Genomic DNA, 25260 nt, shown 5'->3' on the forward strand with positions numbered 1-25260 from the left:
TCTATGGCTACGAGGAACGGGAAGATGTCATCGAACGAGAGCTGCAGCTGTGCGGATATTTCGCAATCGTAACCTCAGAAAAGATGACAGCTTCAGAAGCCCTGAATCTTTACAAGAGCCGGGACATCTCGGAAAAGCTGTTTGGCAGTGATAAGGCCTTCCTTGGCAATCGCTCATTCAGAGTCGCAAGCAGTCAAGCAGCCGAAGCCAAGATCTTCATTCAGTTCATCGCTTTGATAATCCGTGCAAGAATCTACACGCTTTTGAGAAAGCGCAAAGCCGAAATGCCGGGCAAGCCTAACTATTTGAGCGTACCTTCAGCACTGAAAGAGCTCGAAAAGATTGAGCTGATACGCCAACCGAACGGCAATTATAAGCTAGATCACGCAGTCACAGCTACCCAGAAAGTAATACTAGGGGCCTTTGGACTGGACGAAGAATGGATCAAGGCACAGGCAAGACTGATTGGAAAAGATATCCAGAACGCCGCAATGCCAGAAGAACAGAAAGATGATGATGAAGATGCCGAGAACGAAGAGTATTAAGACAATTGAAGCCGAGATCTCCCAAACCGAAGAACAACTCCGGCGCCTTAAAGAGCGCTGCGATAAAGTATCGCAGAAACTAGATGCTCTCTATGAGCTCAAGAAGCACCGGGAGCAGGAGGAATTACTAAAAGCTATTGATAAAAGTACCCGAACTAAAGCTGAGATCCTCGCGTTTCTGGAAAGTCATGCATAAAAGAAATACGGCTGGCAGAAAATCTGTCAGCCGTATGGTTTGAGTTGTAAAATCCTGGGAAATTAGCAATCAAATAATAGATTTAATTGTCCGTATATCACATTTTGTTCAATTTGCTTCAGGTCGTTTGTCATAAAAGATAAATCAATATCATTGCCATCTTCACATAGCCTTTGTATTGCAAGGTTTCTAACATACATATCTATATCATAAACTAAAGAATTATACATATGTGAAAATGCAAAACCCAAACAACCGAAAAACAGAATTAATAATGAAACAACTACTAGGAACAAATACAACTTACTCACCTCTACTGGGTGAGTTGCAATTGTAATAAATTCGCTAGTAATATATGCCATACTAATCGAATGACATGAACGTAAAATGCACAATATAAAAAAGCAAGAAAGTTTTTTCTTGCTTGTATACTTTAATAACATGCCTTTAATTTCCACCAACTCGTCCAGCAACCTTCACACGATGATTGCTTCGCTTGAACATGACTAAGCCAATTGCCAACCACAGTACGCTATTAGTAATTGAGATTGCCAGATAATAGCCAAAACCATAATTCGCCTTTGTGGCAAGCAGTTGCAGCCAATTCAGCATTGGTTCAAGTGGCAAAATAACTTGTAATAGTTTAAATGCCGGCATAGTAAAGTCAATCTGTGCGAGCAATAGCAATAAGTATGCGTATTGCACAAGCTGGATAATTCCACTAATTTCTTTTAACCATATTGCTAAGGCGATCAACAAATAGCCTAAGCCGATAATCGTAACTATTACCAACAAGATTGGGATGATAGCTATAGCTGGAATCAAAATCGGCCTTCTTGTTACTAGGGTCAAGGCCAAGCCAATTACAACCATCTCTATTGCAGCAAAAATTAGGCTAACTACGTTTTTGATAAAAAAGTAGAACTCAACCTTCTTCGGCATCAAGTATATCTGTTCTAGCATCCCTGACTGCGCCCGATTGTGAATATCAAAGTACAGCGAGCTAATAGTTTCGCTCAGTAAGCTCCAGCAAGTATAGCCTAGAAAGGCATAAGCATAAGCTTGGTCGCTTAACTGACTTCCATTGGTAACAAAAACTAGCATAAAAGCAACCGTAAAGACCAACAGCTTTGCAGCTGAGTCCAGGGGATACTTTTTCATTCTTGCACTTCTAATGTAAAGCTCTGCTTGCAATTCTTTCATATTCTTCCCTCCAAGCTTCTGTCTGTGGCTTTACAGATGTCCCATTTGTAATAAAAACGACTTTATCCGCAATTTTTTCTGCAAAGTCTAAGTCATGTGTAGTAATGATAATTCCCATTTCTTGAACTTGGGCTAATTCTTTAATCAACGCGATTACTTCATTTACGGCATTGATATCTAGTCCTAAAGTCGGCTCGTCCATAATCACTAGCTGAGGGTGAGCGATCAACGTCATACAAATAGCTGCACTCTGTTGCATCCCCCGACTTAATTCATTAATTGGAGTGTCCTTCTTATCAGTCAAGCCAAATCTGGTTAAAATCTCTGTTCCTCGTTTTAGAGCTTCAGTTTTGGCAATTCCCCGCATAAGGCCCCAATATACGAAATTGTCAATCAAGCTTAATTCGTCAACCAAATTAGTTGCATTTTCTAAAAGCGCTGCAGACTCTTGGTGAATTTTCTTAAAGTCATCTGCTTTAACGTCACGATCGTGAAATAGTACTTTTCCATTATCTGTTTCAACTAATCCCAAAATGCTTTTAATCGTTGTTGTTTTTCCGGCGCCATTAGTCCCTAGTAGAACTAGGATTTCTTTATTATCTAAAGTGAAGCTAACGTCAGATAAAACTTTTTTAGGTGTAGCCTTGTTTAAGTTGAAAGTTTTGCCAATGTTTTCAACAGTTAGTAGCATGATTTCCCTCTTTTCTATGGTAGTGCACTTATATAGTAGTCTTCATTTCTTAAACCAATAAACCGTGGATGATTCATCTGTGGAAAAGATGGAAATGAAATTGATAATAACTCTGGAATAAATAACCTGATAACCCTATAATTTTCAATGAACGGTGGAGTAATATCTAAAAAGCATGCACTTGACGATACATTTTTAATGTCATCAATTAATTTTCGTATATTCGGCTTGTGATCTCTCACTTTAATATTTTCTACTTTAGAGACTCTAGAATTAATATACTCTACATTTTCTTGAAAGTTTGCTGGATTTGCAAAATAGGTGACATTATCGTCTAAATTAACAATCTTTCTTCTATCTACATCAGCAAAAACAGGATTATCTATTAAACTCATTCGACAAGTTTCAAGGTCAGCTATTGCTTCTGCTAATCCCCTAAAAAGTGCGTTAGCAATATTTGTCCCGCCCTGTAATCCAAAAGAAATCGCTGGTACATTTTTTCCGCTCCTAGAAATTAGAATTGAAAGTTCCTATTAACTTGCCAAGAAAAAAAGCGCCCAGGGGCAAGCCCTAGTCGCTTTTCATTGCTTACTTGTCAGCCATGATCTTCTTAACCAGCGCGATGTTTTCTTCGCTAGTCAAGGATTCCTTGGTTGCCTTGTCAGCCAAGTCAGCCAAGTCAGCAGTTGACAGCTTCTTCATTTCGCTTCTGATGCGCAGAACTGAAGTTGCACTCATTGAGTATTCATCAAGACCCATTGAAAGCAGGATTGGGAACATGATTGAATCGCCAGCTGCTTCACCACACATGCCGCACCAGATGCCAGCTTCGTGAGCTGAGTCGATCGTGTGCTTGATCAAGCGCAGAACTGATGGGTTGTATGGTTGGTACAGGTATGAAACGTGTTCGTTGCCACGGTCAGCAGCCATGGTGTATTGAATCAAGTCGTTGGTACCAATTGAGAAGAAGTCGACTTCCTTGGCAAATTGGTCAGCCAAGACAGCAGCTGCCGGAACTTCGATCATCATCCCGACTTGCAGGTCGTCGCCAACCTTCACGCCCTTGGCAACCAGCTTGTCCTTTTCTTCCTTAAGGACAGCCTTGGCTTGGTGCAATTCGTCCAAAGTACCGATCATTGGGAACATGATGCCCAGCTTGCCGTATGCGGATGCACGAAGCAAAGCCCGGAGTTGGGTCCGGAAGATTTCTTGGTTCTTCAATGACAGACGGATGGCACGAATGCCCAGGAATGGGTTCATTTCTTCTGGCAGGTCCCAGTAGCTCAAGTGCTTGTCACCACCGATGTCCATGGTTCTGATGATGACTTGCTTGCCGTTCATGCCTTCCAGAACCTTCTTGTAGGCTTCAAATTGGTCTTCTTCAGTTGGGAAGTCATTTGAGTTCATGTACAAGAATTCAGTTCTGAACAAGCCGACAGCTTCGGCACCGTTTTCCAAGACGCCGTCAAGGTCGTCTGGAGTACCGATGTTGGCTGCGATCGTGAAGCGCTTGCCATCAGCAGTTACTGATGGTTCGTTCTTCAGCTTGCGCCATTCAGCCTTTTGCTTGGCGAAGTCTTCACCCTTCTTGGTGTATTCGGCAACTTGTTCGTCAGTTGGCTCAACGATGGCTACGCCATCCAAGCCGTCAGCGATCAGCATTTGCCCGTTCTTGACAGAAGTGGTGATCTTTTGGGTACCAACAACGGCAGGAATTTCCAAAGACCGAGCCATGATGGCTGAGTGAGCGGTCCGGCCGCCCAAGTCAGTTACAAAGCCCTTTACGTAGTCCTTGTTCAATTGCGCGGTGTCACTAGGAGTCAAGTCTTCAGCAACCAAAACGACTTCGTGGTCGATCGCTGCCAAGTTTGGCAATTCCTTGCCAAGCAAGTGAGCCATGATTCTCTTAGAAACGTCACGGACGTCAGCAGCACGTTCTTGCATGTACGCGTTGTCGGTCATGCTTTCGAAGATAGTAATGAAGTTTTGTGCTACGGCGTCAAGTGCGGCTTCACTGTTTTCAGTGGAGTTCTTGATTTCGTTTTCGATTTGACCAGTGAATTCTGGGTCGGACAGGAAAAGCAAGTGTGCATCGAAGACCTTGGCTTCTTCTTCGCCAAGGCTCTTGACAGCAACGCTGCGGATGTTTTCCAATTCAGCCTTTGAATCAGCAATTGCCTTTTCAAAGCGGGCTACTTCAGCATCAACGTCTGAAACAGTCTTCTTTTCGAATGACAAATCTGGTTCAACCAAGAGGTAGGCTGGAGCAACAGCTACACCGTCACTTGCGGCGATCCCCTTTAAAGTTTCAGTCATTATTCAGCCAAACCTTCTTTTGACATAGTTTCAGCAATAGCAGCCAAAGCTTCCTTTTCGTCGTCGCCTTCAGCAGAGATGGTAACATCTGCACCTTGGCCAACGCCAAGTGACATAACACCCATGATTGACTTCAAGTTTACTGACTTGCCGTTGTATTCAAGGTTGATGTCTGAACCAAACTTTGAAGCAGCTTGTACCAACAAGGTAGCTGGACGTGCGTGGATACCAGTTTCAGCAGTAATGTGAAATTCTTTCTTTTCCATAGTAAATTATCTCCTTTAAAAATCAAAAATCGGGTAGCGATGTACCGTTTCCTCTAAAGAATAACATGTTTTTCCCAGCAACACAACATTTTTTGTAAATGTTTTCATTTGCTTAAGCCTTGTTGTCGACGGACGTATAGATAATCGTCCCCCCACGCATGGCCTTGCCTGTTATCTTCTTGTTCTTGCCATAATTGCGCAGAGCCTGTTGAAAGTCAAAGGCAGTCGCGGCTTCCACCTTATACTCTGGCAACTCGCCTGAGACCAGCTGATCCAAGATCTTGGTGTAGTCCAATATGTCTTACCTCCTTAGAATTAAGCGCTTTTTGACACTCAAGCATTGTACAACCAAATCGCCGCAATTGCCAATTATTAGCTAAGTTTTTTCCCGCTTTTTCTGTTAATTCGACATTAAAAGGAAGTAAATTGCATAATTATTTTTAGTCGTTTGCATTCTTAAAAACTATTTGAAAATTTTAAAAGGCCTCAAAAACTACTTACCTTTTCCAAGTCTTAGCACTTGACGTTTAAGAGTGCTAAGTCCTATAATCAAACCGTAAGCTTATACGGAAAGGCGGTACTTACAATGCTGTGTCAAAACTGTCATCAGCGGCAAGCCTCGATCCATCTGTACACGAAAATCAACGGCGTGAACAAGGAAATTGACTTGTGCCAACACTGCTACCAAGAATTGAGAAACAAGCAAGGAAATACAAATATGAACAACAACGAATTTTTCGGCGATTTCGATGACCTCTTCAACGCATTGAATCGCAACAGCAACCCCAACAACGGGAACAGCGACGAAGGAAATGACGGCCAGTTCGGCAGCCAGATTCCCGGCCGGGGCGGAAACGGGGGGAATGGGAACGGCCAGTCCATTCTTGACCAGTTTGGGACGGACTTGACCGATCTGGCCAGAAAGGGCAAGATCGACCCGGTAATCGGCCGCGACAAGGAGATCGCCCGGGTAATTGAAATCCTCAACCGCCGGACCAAGAACAACCCAGTCCTGATCGGTGAAGCCGGCGTTGGTAAGACTGCCGTGGTTGAAGGCCTGGCCCAAGACATCGTCGACGGCTCAGTTCCAGCCAAGCTGCAGAGCAAGCGGATCATCTCTTTGAACGTCGTGTCCCTGGTCCAAGGGACCGGGATCCGCGGCCAGTTTGAGCAAAGAATGCAGCAGCTGATCAAGGAGCTGCAGTCCCAACCTGACATCATCCTCTTCATCGATGAAATTCACGAGATCGTTGGCGCGGGCAATGCCGAAGGCGGCATGGACGCCGGCAACATCATCAAGCCGGCACTGGCGCGTGGTGAGCTGCAATTGGTTGGGGCCACGACCATCAAGGAATACCGCGAGATTGAAAAGGACTCTGCCCTGGCCCGGCGCTTCCAGCCGGTTGAGGTCAAGGAGCCAAGCATCGATGAAACCATCCGCATCCTCAAGGGGATTCAAAAGCGCTACGAGGACTACCACCACGTGCACTACACCGATGGCGCCATCGAAGCCGCGGTCAAGCTGTCCGCCCGCTACATCCAGGACCGCTTCCTGCCAGACAAGGCCATCGACTTGCTGGATGAGGCCGGCTCACGGATGAACCTGACCATCCCTTACATCGACAAGGAAAAGGTCCAGGAACGGATCAACGCGGCTGAAAACCTGAAGCAGCAGGCCTTGAAGAGCGAAGACTACGAAAAGGCTGCCTACTACCGCGACCAGATCGAAAAATACGAGAAGATGAAGGACCAAAACGTCGATCCAGACAAGACCCCGGTCATTACTGACAAGGTCATGAACAAGATCGTCGAAGAAAAGACCAACATCCCAGTCGGCGAAATCCAGAAGCAGGAAGAGAACCAGCTGGTCAACCTGGCCAGCGACCTGGAAGAAAAGGTCATCGGGCAAAACGAAGCCGTGGAAAAGGTTGCCCGGGCTATCAGAAGAAATCGGATCGGCTTCAACAAGTCTGGCCGCCCAATCGGCACCTTCCTCTTCGTCGGTCCGACTGGCGTCGGAAAGACCGAGCTGGCCAAGCAGCTGGCCCTGAAGATGTTCGGCAGCGAAGACGCGATGATCCGCTTCGACATGTCCGAATACATGGAGCAATACTCAGTCTCCAAGCTGATCGGCTCAGCTCCAGGCTACGTGGGCTACGAAGAAGCCGGCCAGCTGACTGAGCGCGTCCGCCACAACCCATACAGCCTGATCCTGCTGGACGAAGTTGAAAAGGCCCACCCTGACGTCTTGAACCTCTTCCTGCAGATCATGGATGACGGCCGCCTGACTGACTCTCAAGGCCGCACCGTCTCCTTCAAGGACACGATCATCATCATGACCTCTAACGCCGGCCAAGGCATCAAAGCCACGACTGTCGGCTTTGGCGCCGAACAGCACCATGACGAGGCTGAAGAGACCCGCAAGGTGATGAGCCAGTACTTCAAGCCGGAATTCTTGAACCGTTTTGACGACATCATCCAGTTCCACCCATTGACCAAGGAGAACCTCCTGCAGATCGTCAACCTGATGCTGGCCAAGACCAACGCCATGGTTGCCGACCAAGGCATCCACATCGACGTGACCGAAGCCGCCAAGGGCAAGCTAGTTGAAGAAGGCTACGACCCAGCCATGGGTGCCCGGCCGCTGCGCCGCGTGATCCAGGAAGAGATCGAGGACAAGGTGGCTGACTTCAAGCTGGACCACACTGAAGCCAAGAACCTGCTGGCTGACTTGCAAGACCAGCAAATCGTCATCTCTGAAAAGACAGCTGAAAGCGATGAAAACCCTACTCCAGACAAGGACGACGCTTCCAAGACAGACAGCAAAAAATAAGCTCATTTAGCAATTCTATACGAGAAAGCAAGAATCTAAAAAAGATTCTTGCTTTTTTACTGAATGCGCTATAATTGAGTTAAGAAGATATTAAGAAGCTATAGAAATGGGTGAGATTTATGCATTTGATTGATGTAACCAACAGCTATTCTACATTGGTCCAGAGCCAACTGAACACGACGGCGGCTACTTTCGTCAAGGTCTACTCTCTTGGCAATACTTCCGTTGTTTTCACTGAAAGCAGCGACGCCATTGGTATCGTATTGGAAAACCATGACCGGCGGATTCGGGTCGAAGAAATTGAATTTGTCATCAAGCGTCTGGTGCCAACTGACCGCAGCTATCAATTGACCGTTGACAGCGGGCGGCGCGTAATCGAAATTCACGTCGACAAATGACGTGCCCTGCAGCTAATTAACCAATATTCTTCAGCAGACGGACCGTGAAAACGGTCCGTTTTGTTTTGCTATTTTTTCACGCAAAAACAGCTGCCTCCTGGGCAGCTGTTTTAGTTTGTTGATTTTGCCTGTTAAAGCTTTTCGGTCAGCTTGACGTCTGGGTACTTGTCATGGAACCAGCGCTCAGCAAAGGCATTTTCAAAAAGGAAGAGCGGGTTGCCGAAGCGGTCCTTAACCAAAAGGTTGCGGCTGGATGACATCTTCGGGTCCAGCTGGTCTGGATCGATCCAGCGGGCAACCCGGTGGCCCAGGGAGGTCATTTCGACATCGGAATTGTATTCGTTCTTCATCCGGTATTGGAAAACTTCAAACTGCAGCTGGCCAACCGCGCCTAAGATGTAGTCCTCAGTCTGATAGTTGCGGTAGAGCTGGACGGCCCCTTCTTGCACCAGCTGGTTCATCCCCTTGTGGAATGATTTCTGCTTCATGACGTTCTTTGGTGAGACCCGCATGAAGAGTTCCGGGGTAAATTCCGGAAGCGGAGCAAATTCAACCTTGTGCTTGCCGGCATAGATGGAGTCGCCGATCTGAAAGTTGCCAGTATCGTAGAGACCAACGATATCACCGGCCACGGCTTCAGAAACCTGAACGCGGGCACTGGATTCAAACTCAACGGCATTGTTCAGGCGGACTGGCTTGCCGGTTCTGGCCAAGGTGACGTCCAAGCCCTTGCTGAACTCACCGGAGCAGACGCGGACAAAGGCAATCCGGTCCCGGTGCTGGGGGTTCATGTTGGCCTGGATCTTGAAGATGAAACCGGAGAATTCATCGTCATCTGGCGCTAAAGTCTCAGTCTCATTGACCACGTGGGCCGCTGGTGCCGGTGCCAGGTCGACAAAGCTCTGCAAGAAGGTCTCAACCCCAAAATTGGTCAAGGCTGAGCCGAAGAAGACCGGCGTCTGCTTGCCAGCCAAAACGGCCTCACGGTCAAATTCCGCCCCGGCCCCTTCCAGCAGCTCGATTTCATCCATGGTATCCAGGTATTGGGGATCATCAGCCAGTGGCTGGTCTGGATCCAGACGCCCTGCCTCATTCAGCGGCAGGAAGCGGTGGTCGGCATCTGCCGGGTGGTAGAGCTCGATCCGGTGGTTGGCGATGTCGTACAGACCTTTCATAGTCTGGCCCATGCCGATTGGCCAGTTCATGGCCACCCCTTCAATGCCCAGGACGTCTTCCAGTTCAGCAACCAGGTCCAAGGGCTCTCTGCCGTCCCGGTCCAGCTTGTTCATGAAGGTGAAGACGGGAATCCCGCGCTGGCGGACGACCTTGAACAGCTTCTTGGTCTGGGGCTCAATCCCGCGAGCGGAGTCAATAACCATGACCGCGGCGTCGACTGCCATCAGGGTCCGGTAGGTGTCTTCTGAGAAGTCTTGGTGGCCTGGGGTGTCCAGAATGTTGATCCGCTTGCCCTCGTATTCAAACTGCATCACGGATGAGGTAACGGAAATCCCACGCTTCTTTTCAATCTCCATCCAGTCGGAAGTAGCGTAGTTGCCGGTCTTTCTGGCCTTAACGGTCCCAGCGCTTCTGATGACCCCACCAAGGAGCAGCATCTGTTCCGTAATCGTCGTCTTACCGGCGTCGGGGTGGGAAATAATGGCAAAAGTGCGCCGCTTATTTACTTTATCCAATAATTCTTTGTTCATTAATGTTTCTTTTCTTTCTCGTTTTCTCTATCTTCTGTATTCTCGTGCTGGTATTCCTGCTCAGCCTGCGGCGACGGAAAGACTTCCTCGCCTTTGGGCAAAGTCAATAAGACCGTGAGCAGACGGGACCCCTGCATTCTTCTGGTCGTCAAGACCATGCCGTTGTCCAGGTGGACCATCAAGTGCTCAGTCTTGCCTGGGATCACGCCCAGTTTGGTAATCACGTAGCCGGCGATCGTGTCGACGTCTTCCATTTCCAGGTCAGTCCCGAACTGGTCGTTGAAGTCGTCCAGCGGCATCTTGCCGTAGACCACGTATTCATAGTCGTTGAGCTTGGTGGCCAGAACTTCCGTCTTGTCGACCTCGTCCGCGATGTCGCCGACGATTTCCTCAATCAGGTCTTCCAGGGTAACCAGACCAGTGATTCCGCCGTATTCATCCGTCAAGATGGCGATCTGCTGCTGGCTCTGCTGCATCTGGGCCAAAAGCTGGTCCAGCTCAATCGTTTCTGGGGCAAAAAGCGGCACGGACAAGAGCCGCTCATAAGTCAGCTGGTCAAAGCCCACCCGTCTGGCCTCGCGCAGGATGGTCCTGATGTGGATGACGCCAACGATGTTGTCCTTATCCTGCTGGTAGACGGGGATGCGGGAGTAAGGCTGGCTGAGAATGTCATCAATGTTCCCTGCCAAATCATCCTCGATGTCGATCATGAAGGCATCGGTCCGCGGCACCATGACTTCGCGGGCAACCTTGTCATGGAAGTTCATGCTGCCTTCGATCATGGTGTATTCCATATCCGTCAAAAAATGAGCCGCGTGCAGCTTGTCAGCTTCGTCCTGCAGCTCTTCCTTGCCTTGTTCGTCATTGCTCGTGAAACGGCTTTTTAGTTTGTCCAGTAGACTGCCGGTCCCGGGGTCACTAGTCATATCTCTGTCTTATCTCACTTTCTTGAAACTTGAAACCTAAATAAAAACAATTATAGCATAGGCCAGGGCAGAATATGATAAAATACCACGATAGAAAGAGGTATTCGACCATGAAAATGAGACGCATCGTATTGGTATTTATCTTCCTGCTGCTGATTCCCTACATCTGCAGCCTGGCCATCATCGGCATTGGCTACAACGCCCTGGTCCTGCACTCCAGCGACCCCTTCCGGACCGCCATTGGCGCCTTGGTCGGGGCCATCATCATGATGGCCGTCAAGGCAACCATTCAGCGGCCCTTGAACCTGCTGGCCGGGGACATCTATGACAGCTTCTTGAAGCAGCTGCTGCGTTTCTTCAGCATCCGCCGGCGGCCCATTCTGCAAGCGGCCAACGTCGTCCTGGACTTCGTCCTCTGCACGCTGGCGACCATCATCGTCCGCCACGTCCTGCCCCTGAACATCATCGTCGGCACGTCCACTGGCTTCGTGCTCTTGATCATGTTCATCTCAACTTGCCTGGGTGCCTATATCGAATACGACAATCTGTCGATTGACTCAGAAGCCAATCAAGAATAGTTAAAAACTACTTTTCCGAGCTGATTTCAAGATACATGGTCTTGGTCAGCTTTTTGTTTGCCAAATCCAGCTGGCGCAGAATGTATGGAGTCAGGTTTTCCACCATGCTGGTCTGGAACTTGTCGCCCAATTCGCCGGCTTCGTTCATGAACTTCGGCAGCTCAAAGTTCAGCGGCAGGTCAAAGGCTACGGCGCTGGCTGATTCTTCCTTTTGAAAGACCTTGGCCTTGGGCAGGGAGAACTTGAGCAGGCCTGGCACTTGGTCAACTTCCTCTGGAATCGCTACCCCGTACCAGTACATAAAGTGCTCTGGCCCAAAGACGATCAGGTTGGCCCGGTTTTCGCCCAAGTCATGATCCTTGACAAACTTCTGGAAGGCCTCGTCTTCTTCAACGCTTTGGTTGCAGCCGCCAAATGACGCGTTGCTGTCCATCATGGCGTCAGGAAAGGCCTTGCCGATAAAGGTCAATGCTTCGATTTCATTGTTCATGCTTCTATCGCTCCTATTGGTATTGATGCTTGTTCTTCTGCTAATTGGCTGAAAGCTTGCGTTCCAGCCATCCTTGACTATTATACTAAAAAAGCCTGGCCCGGCTCAGTATTCGCTCAGCTCGTCCAGGTCGATGACCTCCCCGCTTAAAAAAGCGGCAATTTCACTCGTGGAGAAGCCATGGACATACAGGTATTGCTTGATCTTCTGCTCCCTGATGCCCTCATCATAGCGCCTGAAGCGCTTGTAGGCCTTGATTCCCTGCCTCTTCAGGGCTTCCAGCTGCTCCTCTTCGCTGTCATTGAAGTCAAAGGAGTCAACGACAGCAGCCGCCAGGGTGCTGGTAAAGCCATGGCTGAAGAGCTTGGCCTGCATCTTGCGCTTGACCTCTTTTTGGGCAATTTTTCCCTGCTGGCGGATGAGTGACTTGACCAGGCGCTGGCCGACGGCGATCCAGTCAGCCGCCGCCACTTCCGCGATGGCTTCAGCGGCCGTCTCCTGGTCCAGCCCCTTGCGCTGCAGGTCCCGGCTGACCGCCTTTGGACCGCTCTGGCCGACTTTGAGGTCGTTTTTGATAAAGAGGCGGGCATATTCGGGGTCATTCAGATAGCCCAGGTCAGCCAGCTCACCAATGGCGCTGGCAGCGGCAGCTTCTGAGATCTCGTGCTTGACCAGGTAGTCGTGGACTTCCTTGATCGTTCGCGGCTCATAGCCCAGGTATGTGGCGGCCAGCTCTGTGGCCTTGGCGTCAGCGTCAAAGGCGCGGACCTGGTCAATCTGCTGGTCAGTGAGCTCCTGCTCCTTGAGCAGGACGAATTCGGCCAAAGTCTTTTCGCTGACCGAAAAGGCATAATGGCCGTCCAAAAAGATATTGTAGCGCCCAGGGCGCTTCTGTGCACTAACTTTTGTAATAATTGCCATCTGATTCACCATTTTCTTTTTTCAGCATCTTTGCCTCTATATCTTAGCAAATTGGACGAAAGCGCGCGAATTTCTTGCTATTTGCCGGCTAAGGCCGGTATAATATCTTGTCGGCTTATTATTTTTTCATTGTAGAAAGAACAGAACTAACATGCAAAAAGACCATCATTTTAAAGAAAGAAAAGGCGGCTTCCGCAAGGACGCAAATAGCCGCTACAGCCAAAACAAGAGCCAGCGCGGCCAGGCCAAGGCGCAAAAAGAGCGCGACGTGATCATTACGGTCAAGCGCCTGGGCATCAACGGCGAAGGGATCGGCTACTACAAGAAGAAGATCATCTTCATTCCTGGCGCCCTGCCGGAAGAAGTAGTCGTGGCCAAGATCGTTAAGGAATACCCCCACTACATGCAAGGGGAGTTGGTCCGGATCAAGGAAAAGAGTCCTGACCGGGTAGCCTTCCCTGACCAGGTCAGCCCGGAAATCGGCGGCCTGGAACTGGCCCACATGAACTACGACGCCCAGCTGCGCTTCAAGCGCGACAACGTGCTGGCGGCCCTCGACAAGTACCACCCGCGCGGCTACAAGAACTACAAGGTCAAGCGGACCATCCCCGCGCCTGAGCAATGGCACTACCGGGCCAAGGCCCAGTACCAGATCGAGCGTTCCGGCAAGGATGTTCTGCTGGGGATGTACGCGCCTAACTCCCACCGCCTGATCGACCTGCCGGAAATGCCGACCCAAAGCGTTGACACCCAGAGAACCGAGCGGGCCATCAAGGACCTGATCGTCAAGCTGGACGTGCCGATCGCCGACGTCCGCCGCCAGCGGCAAGGGATCAAGACCATCGTGGTTCGCCAATCCGAAGCCACTAAGGAAATGCAGGTCACTTTGATCACGGTTGGCCACCGCTTGAAGCACATGCTGGAACTGGCAGACCGGATCATGGAATTGCCTGACGTCGTTTCCGTCTATCAGAACGAAACCGACTGGCAAAACCCACAGGTCTGGGGCAACAAGACTGAAAAGCTCAAGGGCCAGAACCAGATCATGGAAGAAATCATGGGCAAGCAGTTTGCCTTGAGCCCAAGAGCCTTCTTCCAGTTAAACCCAGTCCAGACCACGACCCTGTACTCAGAAGCCCTTAAGCTTCTCAGCCTGACGCCAGACATGACCCTGATCGATGCCTACTCCGGGGTTGGGACCCTGGGGATTCTGGCCAGCGACCAAGTCAAGCAGGTCATCGGGATCGAAAGCATCCCGGAAGCCGTCCTGGATGCTCAGCACAACTGCGAGCTCAACCACGTCAAGAATGCCAGCTACCTGCAAGGCAGCGTGGAAAAGCTGCTGCCCCAGCTGCAAAAGGACGAGGTGCCAATTGACGCCTTGATCGTTGACCCGCCGCGGACTGGTCTGGCCAAGAGCCTGATCAAGACCCTGCTCCGCGTCAAGCCGGAGAGCTTTGTCTATATCTCCTGCAACCCGTCAACCCTGGCTCAGGACTTGGTGCTCCTGGGCGAGGCTTATGACGTCCGCGTCATCGAAAACGTCGACATGCTCCCGCAGACCCCGCGCTGCGAATGCATCGCCAAGCTGGTCCTGCGCAAGGACTTGCGTTAAAAATTCAGCCAACAAAAGAGGCCAGAAGACTTAAATCTTCTGGCCTTTTCTTATAGCCGCTTGCAGTAGAAGCAGCTTTCCAAGTGGATGAGGTAGCTCATCAATTAATAGTCACGATATTCAATTTTCTATGTTCACCAATGGCTTTACAAACTGTGATAAACATTTACTTGTTTTGAGTTTTACGTCCTAGCGTAATGAAAAAAGAATCGAGTTATTTATTGTGTATTGCCACTTGGCAGCTTCAAGCTTTATGGTCTCCCCTAAGAGAGAGACAGCGAAATCATAATTACAAAAATTGTATAAAATCTGGAGATAAAAACTTCTGTTCAGTTGTTTTCTACCTCTTCCACGCCTTTAGTATAGCACGGTTATGCAACCGCTTGCAAGAGAAAGTTTTGCTTTTTTGCTTTATTTTTTACTTCAAATATTTGCGCAAGAATTTGGCCACCGTCTTCTTGTACAGGCGGTGATTGTGCTCAATGGATTCCGCGTGAGTGGCTCCCTTGACGACCAATAGCTGCTTAGGACCGCTGCTAGCCCGGTAGTTCTTGTAGACCATTTCCGTAGGCACGAACTTATCCTTGGATCCATGGATGAAGAGCATCGGCTTCTTGTTCTTGTGCAGCTGCTTCAGGCTGGAGGCATCCCCTAAAAAGTAGCCGGCCTTCACCCGGGAGACCAGGCTCAGGACCTCAACCAACGGGAAGCGCGGAAAGGCTGGCATCCCGTACAGGGCCTTGGCTTCATGCTCGATTTCATTCTTGGCGTTGGTGTAGCCGCAGTCTTCAATAAAGCACTTAACCTGCTTGGGCAGCTTGAGGCCGCTGGTCATCATCGTGGTCGCGCCGCCCATGGAGACGCCCATGATGGCGATCTCGGACCGCTGGCCAGTCTGCTTGATCACCTGCTGGCTCCACTTGCGCACGTCAGTCTTCTCCAGCCAGCCATAGCCCACGTACTTGCCCTGGCTCTGTCCATGCGCCTCCGCGTCAGGCAGCAGGATATTGTAGCCCAAGGAGTGGAAAAGCTGGGCATAGGCCCCCATATTCTCTTTGTTGGACATGAAGCCGTGCAAGACGATGACCGTCTTTTTGGATTTTTTGGCCGGCAGATAATAGGCGGCTAATCTATACTTATTATTGGCGGACATCATGGTCCAATGCTGCTTTTTGACGTCCCGGTACCACTTTTTCTCAGCGTACAAAGGCGTTGACTTCTTCAAGCGCACCGTTCCGTTGGAGACAAAGGTCTTCTTCCCGGGCACTTCAGCCACATTGAAAAAATACAGTCCTGCTGCCAGGAACAAGGCCAAAGCGGCCAGGACGATCCCCGTGACCATCCAGATGATCTTTTTGTGCGTCTTAGTCAATTGATATTCCTCTTTTCACAATCCTATCTCTACATGGATTATTTTCTTTACGAAAAGCAATAGATACAGTATACCATATAAAAATCAGAAAGGTAATTAGTGAGGTCAATCCATGCTGCTCAGCAATTTTCTGCAATTAATCAATGATTTAAACGACCAGACCCCCTTGTATGCCCAAATCGGCCAGGAGCTCCACCCCCTCAGCAAGGTCGCGCTGACGCGGGATGCTTGTGAATTCCACTGCGGCCAGCGCCCCTTGACTAAAAAGAAGCTGCTTGGCCTTTTGGGCAAGGGCTCCAAGGCAATTCCCGTGATCGTCTGTCTTGGCGACCAACAGCTGATGATTTTTGGCATGCAGATTCTGACGGACAGGCCGGGAGTCGTTTTTAAATAAAGATACGAAAAGTACCCAACCGCGCTGCTTTTCCCACATTCGATTGCCAAAAATAAAAAGACGCCCATCTTACGATGAGTGTCTCAATAACATTGAACCATCAGGTCCGTCTTTTTGCTTGATTACTTAGCCTTGCCGGCTGCCTTCTTGTCGTCAGCTTCCAGCTTCTTGCCCAAGTCAATGATGTACTTGCGCAGGGCATCCTTGGTTTCTGGGTGGGTCAGGCCGTATTGGATTGAAGTTTCCATGTAGCCTTCCTTGTTGCCGACGTCGAAGCGGTTGCCAGTAAATTCGTGGGCAAAGACGCGCTGGGTTCTGTTCAAAGCGTCAATGGCGTCAGTCAATTGAATTTCGCCACCGGCACCTGGCTTTTGCTGGTCCAGCATGTCGAAGATTTCTGGAGTCAGCAGGTAGCGGCCGATAATGGCCAGGTCGCTTGGGGCCTTGTCAACGTCTGGCTTTTCCACGAAAGTCTTGACATTGTACAAGCCTGGCTCAGTTTCGCCGATTGGGTCGATAACCCCGTACTTGTTGACTTCCTTGTGTGGCACCTTCATAACCGCGATGGTTGAAGCGTGGGTCTTGTCGTAGCAGTCAATCAGTTGCTTGGTCAAAGGCGTCTTGTCCTTCATCAGGTCGTCGCCAAGCATGACTACGAATGGTTCGCCAGCGATAAAGCTGCGGGCCCGGTTAACGGCATCGCCCAAGCCGGCTGGGTGTGGCTGCCGGGTGAAGTACAAGTTGACCTTCATGTTGGACATGGTCGTGTCGCGAACCACCTTCAACAAGGCATCCTTGTGCTTTTGGGTCAAGTTGTCTTCCAATTCTGGGTTTGAGTCGAAGTGGTCTTCGATTGACCGCTTGCTTCTGCCAGTAACGATCAGAATGTCTTCAATGCCGGAAGCCATGGCTTCTTCAACGATAAATTGGATCGTTGGCTTGTCAACGATCGGCAGCATTTCCTTAGGCATGGCCTTGGTTGCTGGCAAAAATCTCGTTCCTAACCCAGCGGCAGGAATAATCGCTTTTCTTACTTTCATCAATTACATCCTCTTTTCTTCTATCAGTCGTGTTTATGAAAGCATTTCAACTGCAAGCGTATAATAACACATTTATAGTGAACGTGCCACCTTGTCGGGCAAATCACTTGTCTTGATGACGTTTGTCACGCCAGCGCTTGAGCCATTCAGCTAAAAAGCCGTTATAGTAGACTGCTGGCCCCATTTTCACTTCATCGATGGCGGCGTTGACTGCCGTGCCAAACAAGAGCACGACGGCCAGCAAATTCAGCCATAACATGAAAATGATAAAAGTACCAACGATACCATAATTTTCCCATTTTACCGGAAAATGACCCAGATAGTAGGCAAACAGGTAGGCCAAGGCCTCCCAGCCCACCACCGTCGTGATGGTTCCAGGCATGACCGCTTTCTTGCGCATATTGACATTGGGCACGATAGCGTTCAAGTAGTAAACCGTCACGGTCATGATCACCAGCAGGATCAGCCAGCGGTAGCTGAAGAGGCGGTTGATCGGCGCCATCGAATAGTTGAAGACCGGTGCGAAAAAGCTCAGAATCTGCTGGCCAAAAATCACGGCCAAAGCCAGCAGCGTGAACAAGGTGACCAAGAGGGCGCTGAAAATGATGGTCAAAAGCCGGTTCCAGATGAAGTGCCAAAAACCCAGCTGCAATTCTTCCAAGTGCACCCCATACAGGCGGTTCATGCCAACCCTGATGGCATTGACCATGGAAGACATGGACCAAAGGGCCACGATCGCACCAAAGGAGATATAGCCCGTTGACTGGGTCTTCAGCAAGGTCTGCACGATCGGAATGACGTACTTGATCATATCGCTGGGCAGCATCAGCTCCAGATATTCAGTGATCGGGTCAGTATCAATATGAAACAGCGGCAAGACGTTGCCGACAATGATCACGATTGGAAAAATTGAGAAAAGAAGGTAGTAGGCGATGACGATTGAACTTTGAAAAATCTCACCCTGCGACGTGCAATGGGACAGATGCTCAAAGAAGTCCCCCACCCGCTGGCGCTGCTGCTCAATTTTTCCAGTCATGTCAATTAGTCATCCATTTCGTCAAAGTGAGGAATGTACTTTTCCAAGCCATCGTATGGTTCTTGCAGAGTCAAGATCTTTGGCCCGTCCTCAGTAATGGCAAAAGTGTGCTCAAACTGGGCTGACTTGGACCCGTCCGGCGTCGCGTAGAAGACCCAGTCGTCGTTTGGATCGTCAACCGTCTTTTGCAGGATGCGCCAGTCGCCGCCGGCTTCAACCATTGGCTCAACCGTGATGGTCATCCCCGGACGCAGGCGCAAGCCATGGCCCGCTTTGCCCCAGTGCGGCACTTCCGGGTCTTCGTGGATTGATGGCTGAATCCCGTGGCCGATCAATTCGCGCACGTCCCCGTAGCCTTCTTCATCTTCAACATAGTGCTGGATAGCCGCGCCAATGTCGCCGATCCGGTTGCCGGCCAGGGCTTGGTCGATCCCCAGGTACATGGCCTTCTTGGTTACGTCGATCAGGTGCTGATCAGCTTCAGAGATCTTGCCGACCCCGTAGGTGGTGCAGGAGTCTGATTCGTAGCCGTTCAGGTTGCAGGTCACGTCTACCTTGACCAGGTCGCCTTCGTGCAGGATCCTGTCCTTGCGTGGCGTCTGGTGGGCAATTTCGTCATTGACGGAGATGCAGGTGCCATACTTGTAGCCTTCAAATCCTTGCTCTGACAAGCGGCCGCCGTGCTGCTTCATGTACTTTTGGCAAAAGACTTCGATGTCCCAAGTGGACATGCCCGGCTTGATTTCATCGCGCAGGGCTTCAAACATGGTGGCGAGCAGGTGGCCGGATGCTTGCATGCCCTTGAGTTCGCGGACAGATTTAATAGTAATCAATTTTGTTATCCTTCCTTAAGCTAATCTAAAAATTTTGCTTTTACTATTATAGCATTTTTACCTGCCTTCTACAGATTGCGCCGGCTTGAAACGGCTTTAAGCAAATTGCCGGTCAGTTTTTTTACCTTGGAATCACAAATCGTGTATAATGTTCTAGAAATAAATTTTTAGGAGCTCTAAGTTAATGAAAGCAAAGATTGTTTTTGCCAGCATGACTGGCAACGACGAAGACATGGCTGAAATCCTGGAGGAAGACCTGCAGGATGCCGGCTTTGATGTAGACTGTTCTGACGTCAGCTTCACTGACGCCAGCGACTACCTCACCAGCGACCTCTGCGTTTTCATCACCTATACCTACGGTGAAGGGGTCATGACCGATGAAATCGCCGACTTCTACGAGCAGCTGCAGGAATTGGATCTGACTGGCAAGCACTTTGCCGTGATGGGTTCCGGCGACAAGACTTACAACGAACACTATTGTGAAAACGTCTTCGACTTTGAGAAGGCCTTCCTGGCCTGCGGGGCAAGCGAAGCCATCCCTCCGCTCACGGTGGAAAACGCGCCTGACGATGACGATATCGCCAGAATTGATCAAGCGGCTGAAGAGCTGGCTGGAAAATTAAATGAACAATAATTCAAGAAGAAGAGAACTTGGCAACCGGATCTTTAAGCGGCACCGTAACCTGTGGGTCTACATGTTTTTTGGCTTTATTGCGGCTTTGATCAACACCGTGGTCTTTATGGTCATGCACGCCATCCCGCACACGGTCTTGGTCATCGACAACACGGTGGCCTTTATCGTGTCCAACCTGGCCTCCTTCTGGTTCAACCACAAGGCCGTCTTCGTGGACAACGTCGACCATGAGCATAATCTTTGGCAGAAGCTGCTTTCCTTTTTCACCTACCGGATCCTCAGCCTGCTGCCGGACACCCTGCTGATGTGGCTGGGCCTGTCCCTCTTGCACTGGCCGGCCTTTTGGGTCAAGGTCATCGACCAGGTCCTGGTCGGGATCTTCAACTATCTGACCACCAAATCCGTTTTCCAGAAGAAGGAAAAGAGCACGATGACCAAGCTCAAGCAGCGCGTGCAGGAAAACAAACACAAGCAGCCATAAGCGAAAACGCAAAAGAGGCAGATCAAGCAACGATCTGTCTCTTTTCATTTTTGTTCGTTTGTAGGTGAATTCTTATTGAAAGTCAGCCGGCTTTGGCCCCTTTTGCCCATTGAACCACCAGGCAATATCGTTCAAAATGCGGTCTGCCGCGTGCCCGTCGCCATACGGGTTCTTGGCCTCAGCCATCCGCTGGTAGGCTGCCGGGTCATTCAAGAGCTCCAGCATGGCGCTTCTGATCGCGTCCACCTGGGTGCCAACCAGTTTCAAGGTGCCAGCCTTGACCCCTTCCGGCCGCTCGGTCGCGTCACGCAAAACCAGGACCGGCTTGCCCAAAGACGGCGCCTCTTCCTGCACCCCGCCGGAGTCGGTCATGATAAAGTAGCTTCGCTTGGCCAGGTTGTGGAAATCCACCACGTCCAAGGGCTTGATCAGGTGGATCCGCGGATCGCCCCCCAGGACTTCCTTGGCCGCTTGCTGCACGCGCGGGGACAAGTGGACGGGATAGATGATCTCAACGTCCTTTTGCTGGTCCACCACGTCCTTCATCACCCGGAAGACCCGGCGCATCGGCTCGCCCTGGTTCTCCCGCCGGTGCATGGTCACCAGGATGACCCGGCTGCCCGGCTTGATCTGCTGCAAGACTTCGTGGTCATAGTCTGCTTGGACCGTCTGGCTCAAAGCATCGATGGCCGTGTTGCCCGTAACGAAAATCCCTTGCTCCGGATGGCTTTCCTTAAGCAGGTTGGCCTTGCTCAGACTGGTCGGGGCAAAGTAGAGGTCGCTTAAGACATCGGTCAATTGCCGGTTCATCTCTTCCGGGAAAGGCGCGTACTTGTTCCAGGTCCGCAAGCCAGCCTCCACGTGCCCCAAGGCCGTCTGCTCATAGAAAGTCGCCAGGCTGGCGGCAAAGGAGGTTGTCGTATCCCCATGGACCAGCACTAAGTCTGGTTTTTCTTTTTGAATCACCTTGGTCAGGTCGGCCAGCACCTTGTTGGTGATTTCCGCCAAGGTCTGGTTTTGGTGCATAATGTTAAAGTCATAGTCTGGCTTGATTTTAAAAATCTCCAAGACCTGGTCCAGCATCTCCCGGTGCTGGGCCGTCACGACCGTGACCGTGTCAAAGCGGTCGTCATGCTTGAGCTTCAAGACCAAAGGCGCCATCTTGATCGCTTCTGGCCGGGTCCCGAAGACCGTCATCACTTTAATCTGCTTCATTAAAAGTCTCCTTCGGCAGTTTTCTGCTATTAATTAATGATAGCAAACTCCCGCCCCCTGCGATCAGTTTTTTCACGAGATTTTCCAAAAAAAGCGAGGTATATCCATGTCCATCAACATTTTTCCCTTGATTTTCGACAGCATCCTGATCATGCTTGCCGTCTTTGCCCTGGTGTTCAGCCGCGATTCGCGCCTGAGCCAGAAGACCCGGCGCGCCCTTCTGTTCTTGGGCCTGGGCCTTTGCCTGCTGATTATCTGCTTAAGCTGGCACTTATTGCAGCATCCGGCCTTTTTTCAATAAGGCGGCAGCCAAAAAATCCGCGGCTCAAGCGAGCCGCGGATTTTTGCGCTTCTTTTAATTGGCTTCTTCGCTGGCAGCCTTCTCCGGCAGAATCAGGTTCAGGATGATCCCGAACAGAGTTGCCAAAGCAATGCTGGTCAGCTGGAAGGCGCCCAGCTTCAGGTAGGTGCCGCCGATGCCGACTACCAGAATGACGGACGTGATGATCAGGTTCCGCTTCTTCTCAAAGTCGATCCGGTTGTCGACGATGATCCGCAGGCCGTTGGCCGCGATCATCCCGAAGAGCAGGAAGGAAATCCCGCCGATGACCGGGCTGGGGATGGATTCAATTACGGCTGAAACCTTGCCGACAAAGGAGAAGATGATGGCAAAAATCGCCGCCCCGCCCAGAACCCAGACTGAGTGGACCTTGGTCATGGCCAAGACGCCAATGTTCTCACCGTATGAAGTCGTTGGCGGGCCGCCAAGAAAGCCGGCAATGATGCTGGAAAGGCCGTCGCCCAGCAAGGTCCGGTGCAGGCCGGGGTCCTTGAAGAAGTTGCGCTTGGTCAGCTTGTTCAAGACCATGATGTGGCCCATGTGCTCCGTCATCGTGACAAAGGCAATCGGGGCCATGGTAATGATGGCTGCCGGGTAAAGCTTGAACTTGTAGCTGGCGCCTAGAACGTCAAAGGCTGGCAAAGAGAACCACTTGGCGCTTTCTACGCCTGAGAGGTCGACGATCCCGCAGATCAAGGCCATCACGTAGCCGCAAATGATCCCCAGCAGAACGGGAATCATGCTCGGAAAGCCCTTGAGGAACATATTGAAGATGATCGTAATGACCAAAGTAAAAATCGCCACGGCAAAAAACTTCAAGTCATACTTCCCACTGGGATTGAACATCGCGTCATTAGCCGCGGTCGTGGCCAGAGACAGGCCGATGACGATGATGATCGGGCCAACCACTACCGGCGGCAGGATCTTGTCCAGCCAGTCGGATCCGGCCTTGCGGATGATCAAGGCCACGATCACGTAGACCAGGCCGGCCGCGATGGCCCCCTGGCCGACCGCTGGATACCCGTCACTCTTCATCAAGGCCTGCATGGTCGCGATAAAAGCGAATGATGACCCCAGATAAGCCGGAATCTTGGCCTTGGTGCACATAATATAGACCAAGGTCCCAACGCCCGAACAAAACAAGGCGATGCTTGGCTTCAGCCCCACCAGGAGCGGCACCAGCACGGTTGCCCCAAACATCGTAAACAGGTGCTGGATGGACAGGATCAGCCAAGGGCCAAACTTCGGCTTGTCCTGGACGTCAAGCATGGCTTCTGGATTGCGAAATTCTTCGTTTTTTTCCAAAAATAACCTTCCCTTCAAAAACGGAACCCGGCGCGTAAAAAAACGCCTTGGAAACCTGGTGCCTCCAAGACGGTTCAATGGCGGGAATCATGCTTTCCCGCAGCTGCCCCCTTTTCAGCCTCACGGGACTGAATTTAAAGGTTCCTTTAAATTATATTCAACTTTATTTATCCTACTAAAAATAGGCAGCAATTGCAAGAACGGGCCGCAAAAGAAAAGGCAGCAGGCCGCTTGGGCCTTCTGCCTTAGTAAGTGTCTTGATGCTTATGGTAAATTGATTTGGTATTGATATTGATATTGGTATTTTTCTTACAGAGTCATCTAATTGAGTGCTTACTTTTTACTTACACTAATTTAAGGAGCTGATGCTTAAGACATTACGATTTAGCTTGAATGATTCGGAATAGTTAAAATTTCATTGAGCTGGGCTGATGAAGTATTCTGGCTTGCAGAGCTTGGTCCAGTCAACGAAGATCTTCTTCATCAGGTAGCCAACGGCGAATGGTACGACTACCCAGACGATTACCAGCACTGGGATGTTGTGGAAGCCAGCGTTGTAAGCGGCAAGTGGTGAAACGGCACCGATCAGGCCGAAACCACCGGAAGCCGGAGTACCTTGCATGCCCAGCATTGGAACTGACAGGGTTGAAACGGCTGCCGTCAAAGCAACTGGGATCCCGATCACTGGGTGTCTCAGGAAGTTTGGCATCATCATCTTGATGGCGCCAAGGAAGATGGCAACTTGCACGCCTGGCTTGTCAACCTTCAGGGTTGCCCAGATCAGGAAGGCTGCGGCACTGGCCAGACCGAAACCAGCAGCGGCTGAGCCCATGCCGGCCAAGCCAATGGCCACGGAAATTGCGACCGTTGAAAGCGGGGTGATGATGACGATGGCGAATGACATCGCGATCAGGATACACATTGGGTATGGAGCCAGCTTGGTGAAGGTGTTGATGACGTCACCGATCCCGGTAGTGACCAGGGATACGTAAGGCTTGGTCAAAGTCCCAAGCCAGCCGACGCCAGTGCCGGCCAGGATTGGGAAGAAAACAATGCTCAGGGAGCCGAAGCGGTTGCCCACCCACTTGATGAACAATACGGCTGCGGCAGCAGTCAACATGGTGTTGATTACGTCGCCCATGCCAGCCAGTTGGAAGACAACGGTCTTTACGCCCTTAACGGTCGTTGGCACGGCAGTCACGCAGCCGGAGCCAAGGAAAGCAGCGCCGCCGACACAGGCTGATTCAGTGTAGCCCAGGCCGAACTGCTTGGCAGTTGAGAACCCGCACATGACTGCAAAGAAGTATTGGAAGACAGTCACAATGTGCAAAAGATTGGCCACCACCGTGTTCGTGGGTGCGAATGGCGTCAAGAAGGTTGACAAAATGGCACTTGGCAAAAGTGACACGATAATGGCAGTCGCTGAACCATTGAGGACTTTCATCACAAATGATCCAACTGTTTCTTTTGGTTGAGTTGTTTCAGACATTGAGTCCGCCTCCTAACGGTACTAATCGCTTGTTCTTAATACAAGTAAAACGATAAAAACAAGAAAAATGGATAAATAAGATTTCGAACGATCAATCGAGCTTACATGAGAGAATCAATTAACGATTTAATATTTCTTTCAGGCAACTGATTGATGTTTCGAATTATAGACGTCATTTTTACACAGATCAAGGGATTTCGTTAAGACTTTGATAAGCTTTTCATTTTTATTTAATTTAGCGCTTACAGGAATTTTTGACTTTACGTTTTTTAAGAATTAGTAAAAGCTAAGTCTTTTTTGAGTAAAAGAAAAGCCTGCAGACCAAAATCTGCAGGCTTAAATGCGCGTGATGACCCGGGCGAGATTCGAACTCGCGACAACCTGGTTTAGGAAACCAGTGCTCTATCCACCTGAGCTACCAGGCCATTCAACACAAT

At 50.1% G+C, this 25260-nt stretch carries 26 protein-coding genes, 1 tRNA gene and 1 pseudogene; 10 read left to right on the forward strand and 18 right to left on the reverse strand.

Annotated features, from left to right (window positions below; translation table 11 throughout):
* Positions 1–545: pseudogene (locus tag OCH80_RS02330) on the forward strand (transposase); the annotation flags it as partial.
* Positions 511–741, forward strand: a complete 231-nt coding sequence (locus OCH80_RS02335; protein ID WP_002880222.1) for a hypothetical protein — start codon at positions 511–513, stop codon at positions 739–741. The pseudogene OCH80_RS02330 and the gene OCH80_RS02335, both read left to right, overlap by 35 nt.
* A 447-nt stretch (positions 742–1188) precedes the next feature.
* Here the strand turns inward: OCH80_RS02335 and OCH80_RS02340 are convergent, their stop codons facing one another.
* From OCH80_RS02340 to OCH80_RS02365, 6 genes are all read right to left on the reverse strand, one after another.
* Complete coding sequence (locus OCH80_RS02340) at positions 1189–1944, reverse strand: hypothetical protein (protein WP_035173120.1); 756 nt, start codon at positions 1942–1944, stop codon at positions 1189–1191.
* Entirely contained in the window at positions 1913–2635 is a 723-nt protein-coding gene (locus tag OCH80_RS02345) for an ABC transporter ATP-binding protein (protein ID WP_009557754.1), read from the reverse strand. Before OCH80_RS02345 ends, OCH80_RS02340 begins: the two co-directional genes overlap by 32 nt.
* A 14-nt stretch (positions 2636–2649) precedes the next feature.
* Positions 2650–3030 (reverse strand): hypothetical protein, encoded by a 381-nt coding sequence (locus OCH80_RS02350; protein ID WP_404537597.1) that lies wholly within the window; start codon positions 3028–3030, stop codon positions 2650–2652.
* A gap of 193 nt (positions 3031–3223) precedes the next feature.
* A complete protein-coding gene (gene ptsP / locus OCH80_RS02355; protein ID WP_154549423.1) occupies positions 3224–4951 on the reverse strand; it encodes a phosphoenolpyruvate--protein phosphotransferase in 1728 nt (575 codons plus the stop codon).
* On the reverse strand, positions 4951–5217 hold the full coding sequence (locus tag OCH80_RS02360) for a phosphocarrier protein HPr (protein ID WP_154549424.1): 267 nt from the start codon (positions 5215–5217) through the stop codon (positions 4951–4953). Before OCH80_RS02360 ends, ptsP begins: the two co-directional genes overlap by 1 nt.
* Before the next feature lie 112 nt (positions 5218–5329).
* Positions 5330–5512, reverse strand: a complete 183-nt coding sequence (locus tag OCH80_RS02365) for a hypothetical protein (RefSeq protein ID WP_154549425.1) — start codon at positions 5510–5512, stop codon at positions 5330–5332.
* Between the two features lie 291 nt (positions 5513–5803).
* Here OCH80_RS02365 and OCH80_RS02370 point away from each other — a divergent pair, with 291 nt between their 5' ends.
* Together OCH80_RS02370 and OCH80_RS02375 are read left to right on the forward strand one after the other, a co-directional pair.
* Positions 5804–8050, forward strand: coding sequence for an AAA family ATPase (locus OCH80_RS02370; protein WP_404537600.1), 2247 nt, complete (start codon positions 5804–5806; stop codon positions 8048–8050).
* Positions 8051–8169: 119 nt separating this feature from the next.
* Positions 8170–8448 carry a DUF1827 family protein gene (locus tag OCH80_RS02375; protein WP_404537601.1) on the forward strand — a complete coding sequence of 93 codons (279 nt, stop codon included), beginning with the start codon at positions 8170–8172 and terminating at the stop codon, positions 8446–8448.
* 131 nt (positions 8449–8579) lie between these two features.
* Here OCH80_RS02375 and OCH80_RS02380 read toward each other — a convergent pair whose 3' ends face one another.
* On the reverse strand, positions 8580–10154 hold the full coding sequence (locus OCH80_RS02380; protein ID WP_404537602.1) for a peptide chain release factor 3: 1575 nt from the start codon (positions 10152–10154) through the stop codon (positions 8580–8582).
* Positions 10154–11080, reverse strand: a complete 927-nt coding sequence (locus tag OCH80_RS02385) for a transporter associated domain-containing protein (RefSeq protein WP_404537604.1) — start codon at positions 11078–11080, stop codon at positions 10154–10156. The genes OCH80_RS02380 and OCH80_RS02385 overlap by 1 nt, the downstream gene beginning before the upstream one ends.
* 110 nt (positions 11081–11190) lie before the next feature.
* On the opposite strand from OCH80_RS02385, the gene OCH80_RS02390 reads away from it, so the two are divergent.
* Complete coding sequence (locus OCH80_RS02390) at positions 11191–11658, forward strand: hypothetical protein (RefSeq protein WP_302187979.1); 468 nt, start codon at positions 11191–11193, stop codon at positions 11656–11658.
* Positions 11659–11665: 7 nt separating this feature from the next.
* On the opposite strand, the gene OCH80_RS02395 is transcribed toward OCH80_RS02390, so the two are convergent.
* Together OCH80_RS02395 and recX are read right to left on the reverse strand one after the other, a co-directional pair.
* The gene (locus OCH80_RS02395) at positions 11666–12148 is read right to left on the reverse strand and encodes a hypothetical protein (protein WP_154549443.1); all 483 of its coding nucleotides are present in this window, start codon (positions 12146–12148) and stop codon (positions 11666–11668) included.
* A 105-nt stretch (positions 12149–12253) separates the two neighbouring features.
* On the reverse strand, positions 12254–13069 hold the full coding sequence (gene recX, locus OCH80_RS02400) for a recombination regulator RecX (RefSeq protein WP_404537606.1): 816 nt from the start codon (positions 13067–13069) through the stop codon (positions 12254–12256).
* A 151-nt stretch (positions 13070–13220) separates the two neighbouring features.
* On the opposite strand from recX, the gene rlmD reads away from it, so the two are divergent.
* Positions 13221–14684 carry a 23S rRNA (uracil(1939)-C(5))-methyltransferase RlmD gene (gene rlmD / locus OCH80_RS02405; RefSeq protein ID WP_404537608.1) on the forward strand — a complete coding sequence of 488 codons (1464 nt, stop codon included), beginning with the start codon at positions 13221–13223 and terminating at the stop codon, positions 14682–14684.
* Between the two features lie 418 nt (positions 14685–15102).
* On the opposite strand, the gene OCH80_RS02410 is transcribed toward rlmD, so the two are convergent.
* Entirely contained in the window at positions 15103–16026 is a 924-nt protein-coding gene (locus OCH80_RS02410; protein ID WP_404537764.1) for an alpha/beta hydrolase, read from the reverse strand.
* 142 nt (positions 16027–16168) lie between these two features.
* Between OCH80_RS02410 and OCH80_RS02415 the strand changes: the two genes are divergently transcribed.
* The gene (locus OCH80_RS02415) at positions 16169–16450 is read left to right on the forward strand and encodes a hypothetical protein (protein WP_154549447.1); all 282 of its coding nucleotides are present in this window, start codon (positions 16169–16171) and stop codon (positions 16448–16450) included.
* Positions 16451–16572: 122 nt separating this feature from the next.
* Here OCH80_RS02415 and galU read toward each other — a convergent pair whose 3' ends face one another.
* The 3 genes from galU to map form a co-directional block, all read right to left on the reverse strand.
* Positions 16573–17490 (reverse strand): UTP--glucose-1-phosphate uridylyltransferase GalU, encoded by a 918-nt coding sequence (galU, locus tag OCH80_RS02420; protein WP_404537610.1) that lies wholly within the window; start codon positions 17488–17490, stop codon positions 16573–16575.
* Positions 17491–17593: 103 nt separating this feature from the next.
* Entirely contained in the window at positions 17594–18526 is a 933-nt protein-coding gene (locus tag OCH80_RS02425; protein ID WP_404537612.1) for a YihY/virulence factor BrkB family protein, read from the reverse strand.
* 5 nt (positions 18527–18531) lie between these two features.
* Positions 18532–19359: a type I methionyl aminopeptidase gene (gene map / locus OCH80_RS02430; RefSeq protein WP_154549450.1), complete on the reverse strand. Its 828-nt coding sequence runs from the start codon at positions 19357–19359 to the stop codon at positions 18532–18534.
* A gap of 184 nt (positions 19360–19543) precedes the next feature.
* Between map and OCH80_RS02435 the strand changes: the two genes are divergently transcribed.
* Together OCH80_RS02435 and OCH80_RS02440 are read left to right on the forward strand one after the other, a co-directional pair.
* Complete coding sequence (locus tag OCH80_RS02435) at positions 19544–19993, forward strand: flavodoxin (RefSeq protein WP_206987592.1); 450 nt, start codon at positions 19544–19546, stop codon at positions 19991–19993.
* Positions 19983–20474: a GtrA family protein gene (locus tag OCH80_RS02440; RefSeq protein ID WP_404537614.1), complete on the forward strand. Its 492-nt coding sequence runs from the start codon at positions 19983–19985 to the stop codon at positions 20472–20474. Before OCH80_RS02435 ends, OCH80_RS02440 begins: the two co-directional genes overlap by 11 nt.
* Positions 20475–20546: 72 nt before the next feature.
* Here the strand turns inward: OCH80_RS02440 and wecB are convergent, their stop codons facing one another.
* Positions 20547–21689, reverse strand: coding sequence for a non-hydrolyzing UDP-N-acetylglucosamine 2-epimerase (gene wecB / locus OCH80_RS02445; RefSeq protein ID WP_404537616.1), 1143 nt, complete (start codon positions 21687–21689; stop codon positions 20547–20549).
* A 106-nt stretch (positions 21690–21795) separates the two neighbouring features.
* Here wecB and OCH80_RS02450 point away from each other — a divergent pair, with 106 nt between their 5' ends.
* Positions 21796–21990 carry a hypothetical protein gene (locus OCH80_RS02450; RefSeq protein ID WP_206987597.1) on the forward strand — a complete coding sequence of 65 codons (195 nt, stop codon included), beginning with the start codon at positions 21796–21798 and terminating at the stop codon, positions 21988–21990.
* Positions 21991–22044: 54 nt separating this feature from the next.
* Here OCH80_RS02450 and OCH80_RS02455 read toward each other — a convergent pair whose 3' ends face one another.
* The 3 genes from OCH80_RS02455 to OCH80_RS02465 all read right to left on the reverse strand — a co-directional run bounded on the left by OCH80_RS02455 (position 22045) and on the right by OCH80_RS02465 (position 25248).
* Positions 22045–23298, reverse strand: coding sequence for a uracil-xanthine permease family protein (locus OCH80_RS02455; protein ID WP_404537766.1), 1254 nt, complete (start codon positions 23296–23298; stop codon positions 22045–22047).
* 451 nt (positions 23299–23749) lie between these two features.
* The gene (locus OCH80_RS02460; protein WP_404537618.1) at positions 23750–24823 is read right to left on the reverse strand and encodes a PTS sugar transporter subunit IIC; all 1074 of its coding nucleotides are present in this window, start codon (positions 24821–24823) and stop codon (positions 23750–23752) included.
* Between the two features lie 350 nt (positions 24824–25173).
* Positions 25174–25248 (reverse strand) — tRNA-Arg (locus OCH80_RS02465).
* Positions 25249–25260: the final 12 nt, after the last annotated feature.

Source organism: Lactobacillus sp. 23-2, assembly GCF_044902225.1.
Classification (GTDB): Bacteria; Bacillota; Bacilli; order Lactobacillales; family Lactobacillaceae; genus Lactobacillus; species Lactobacillus absianus.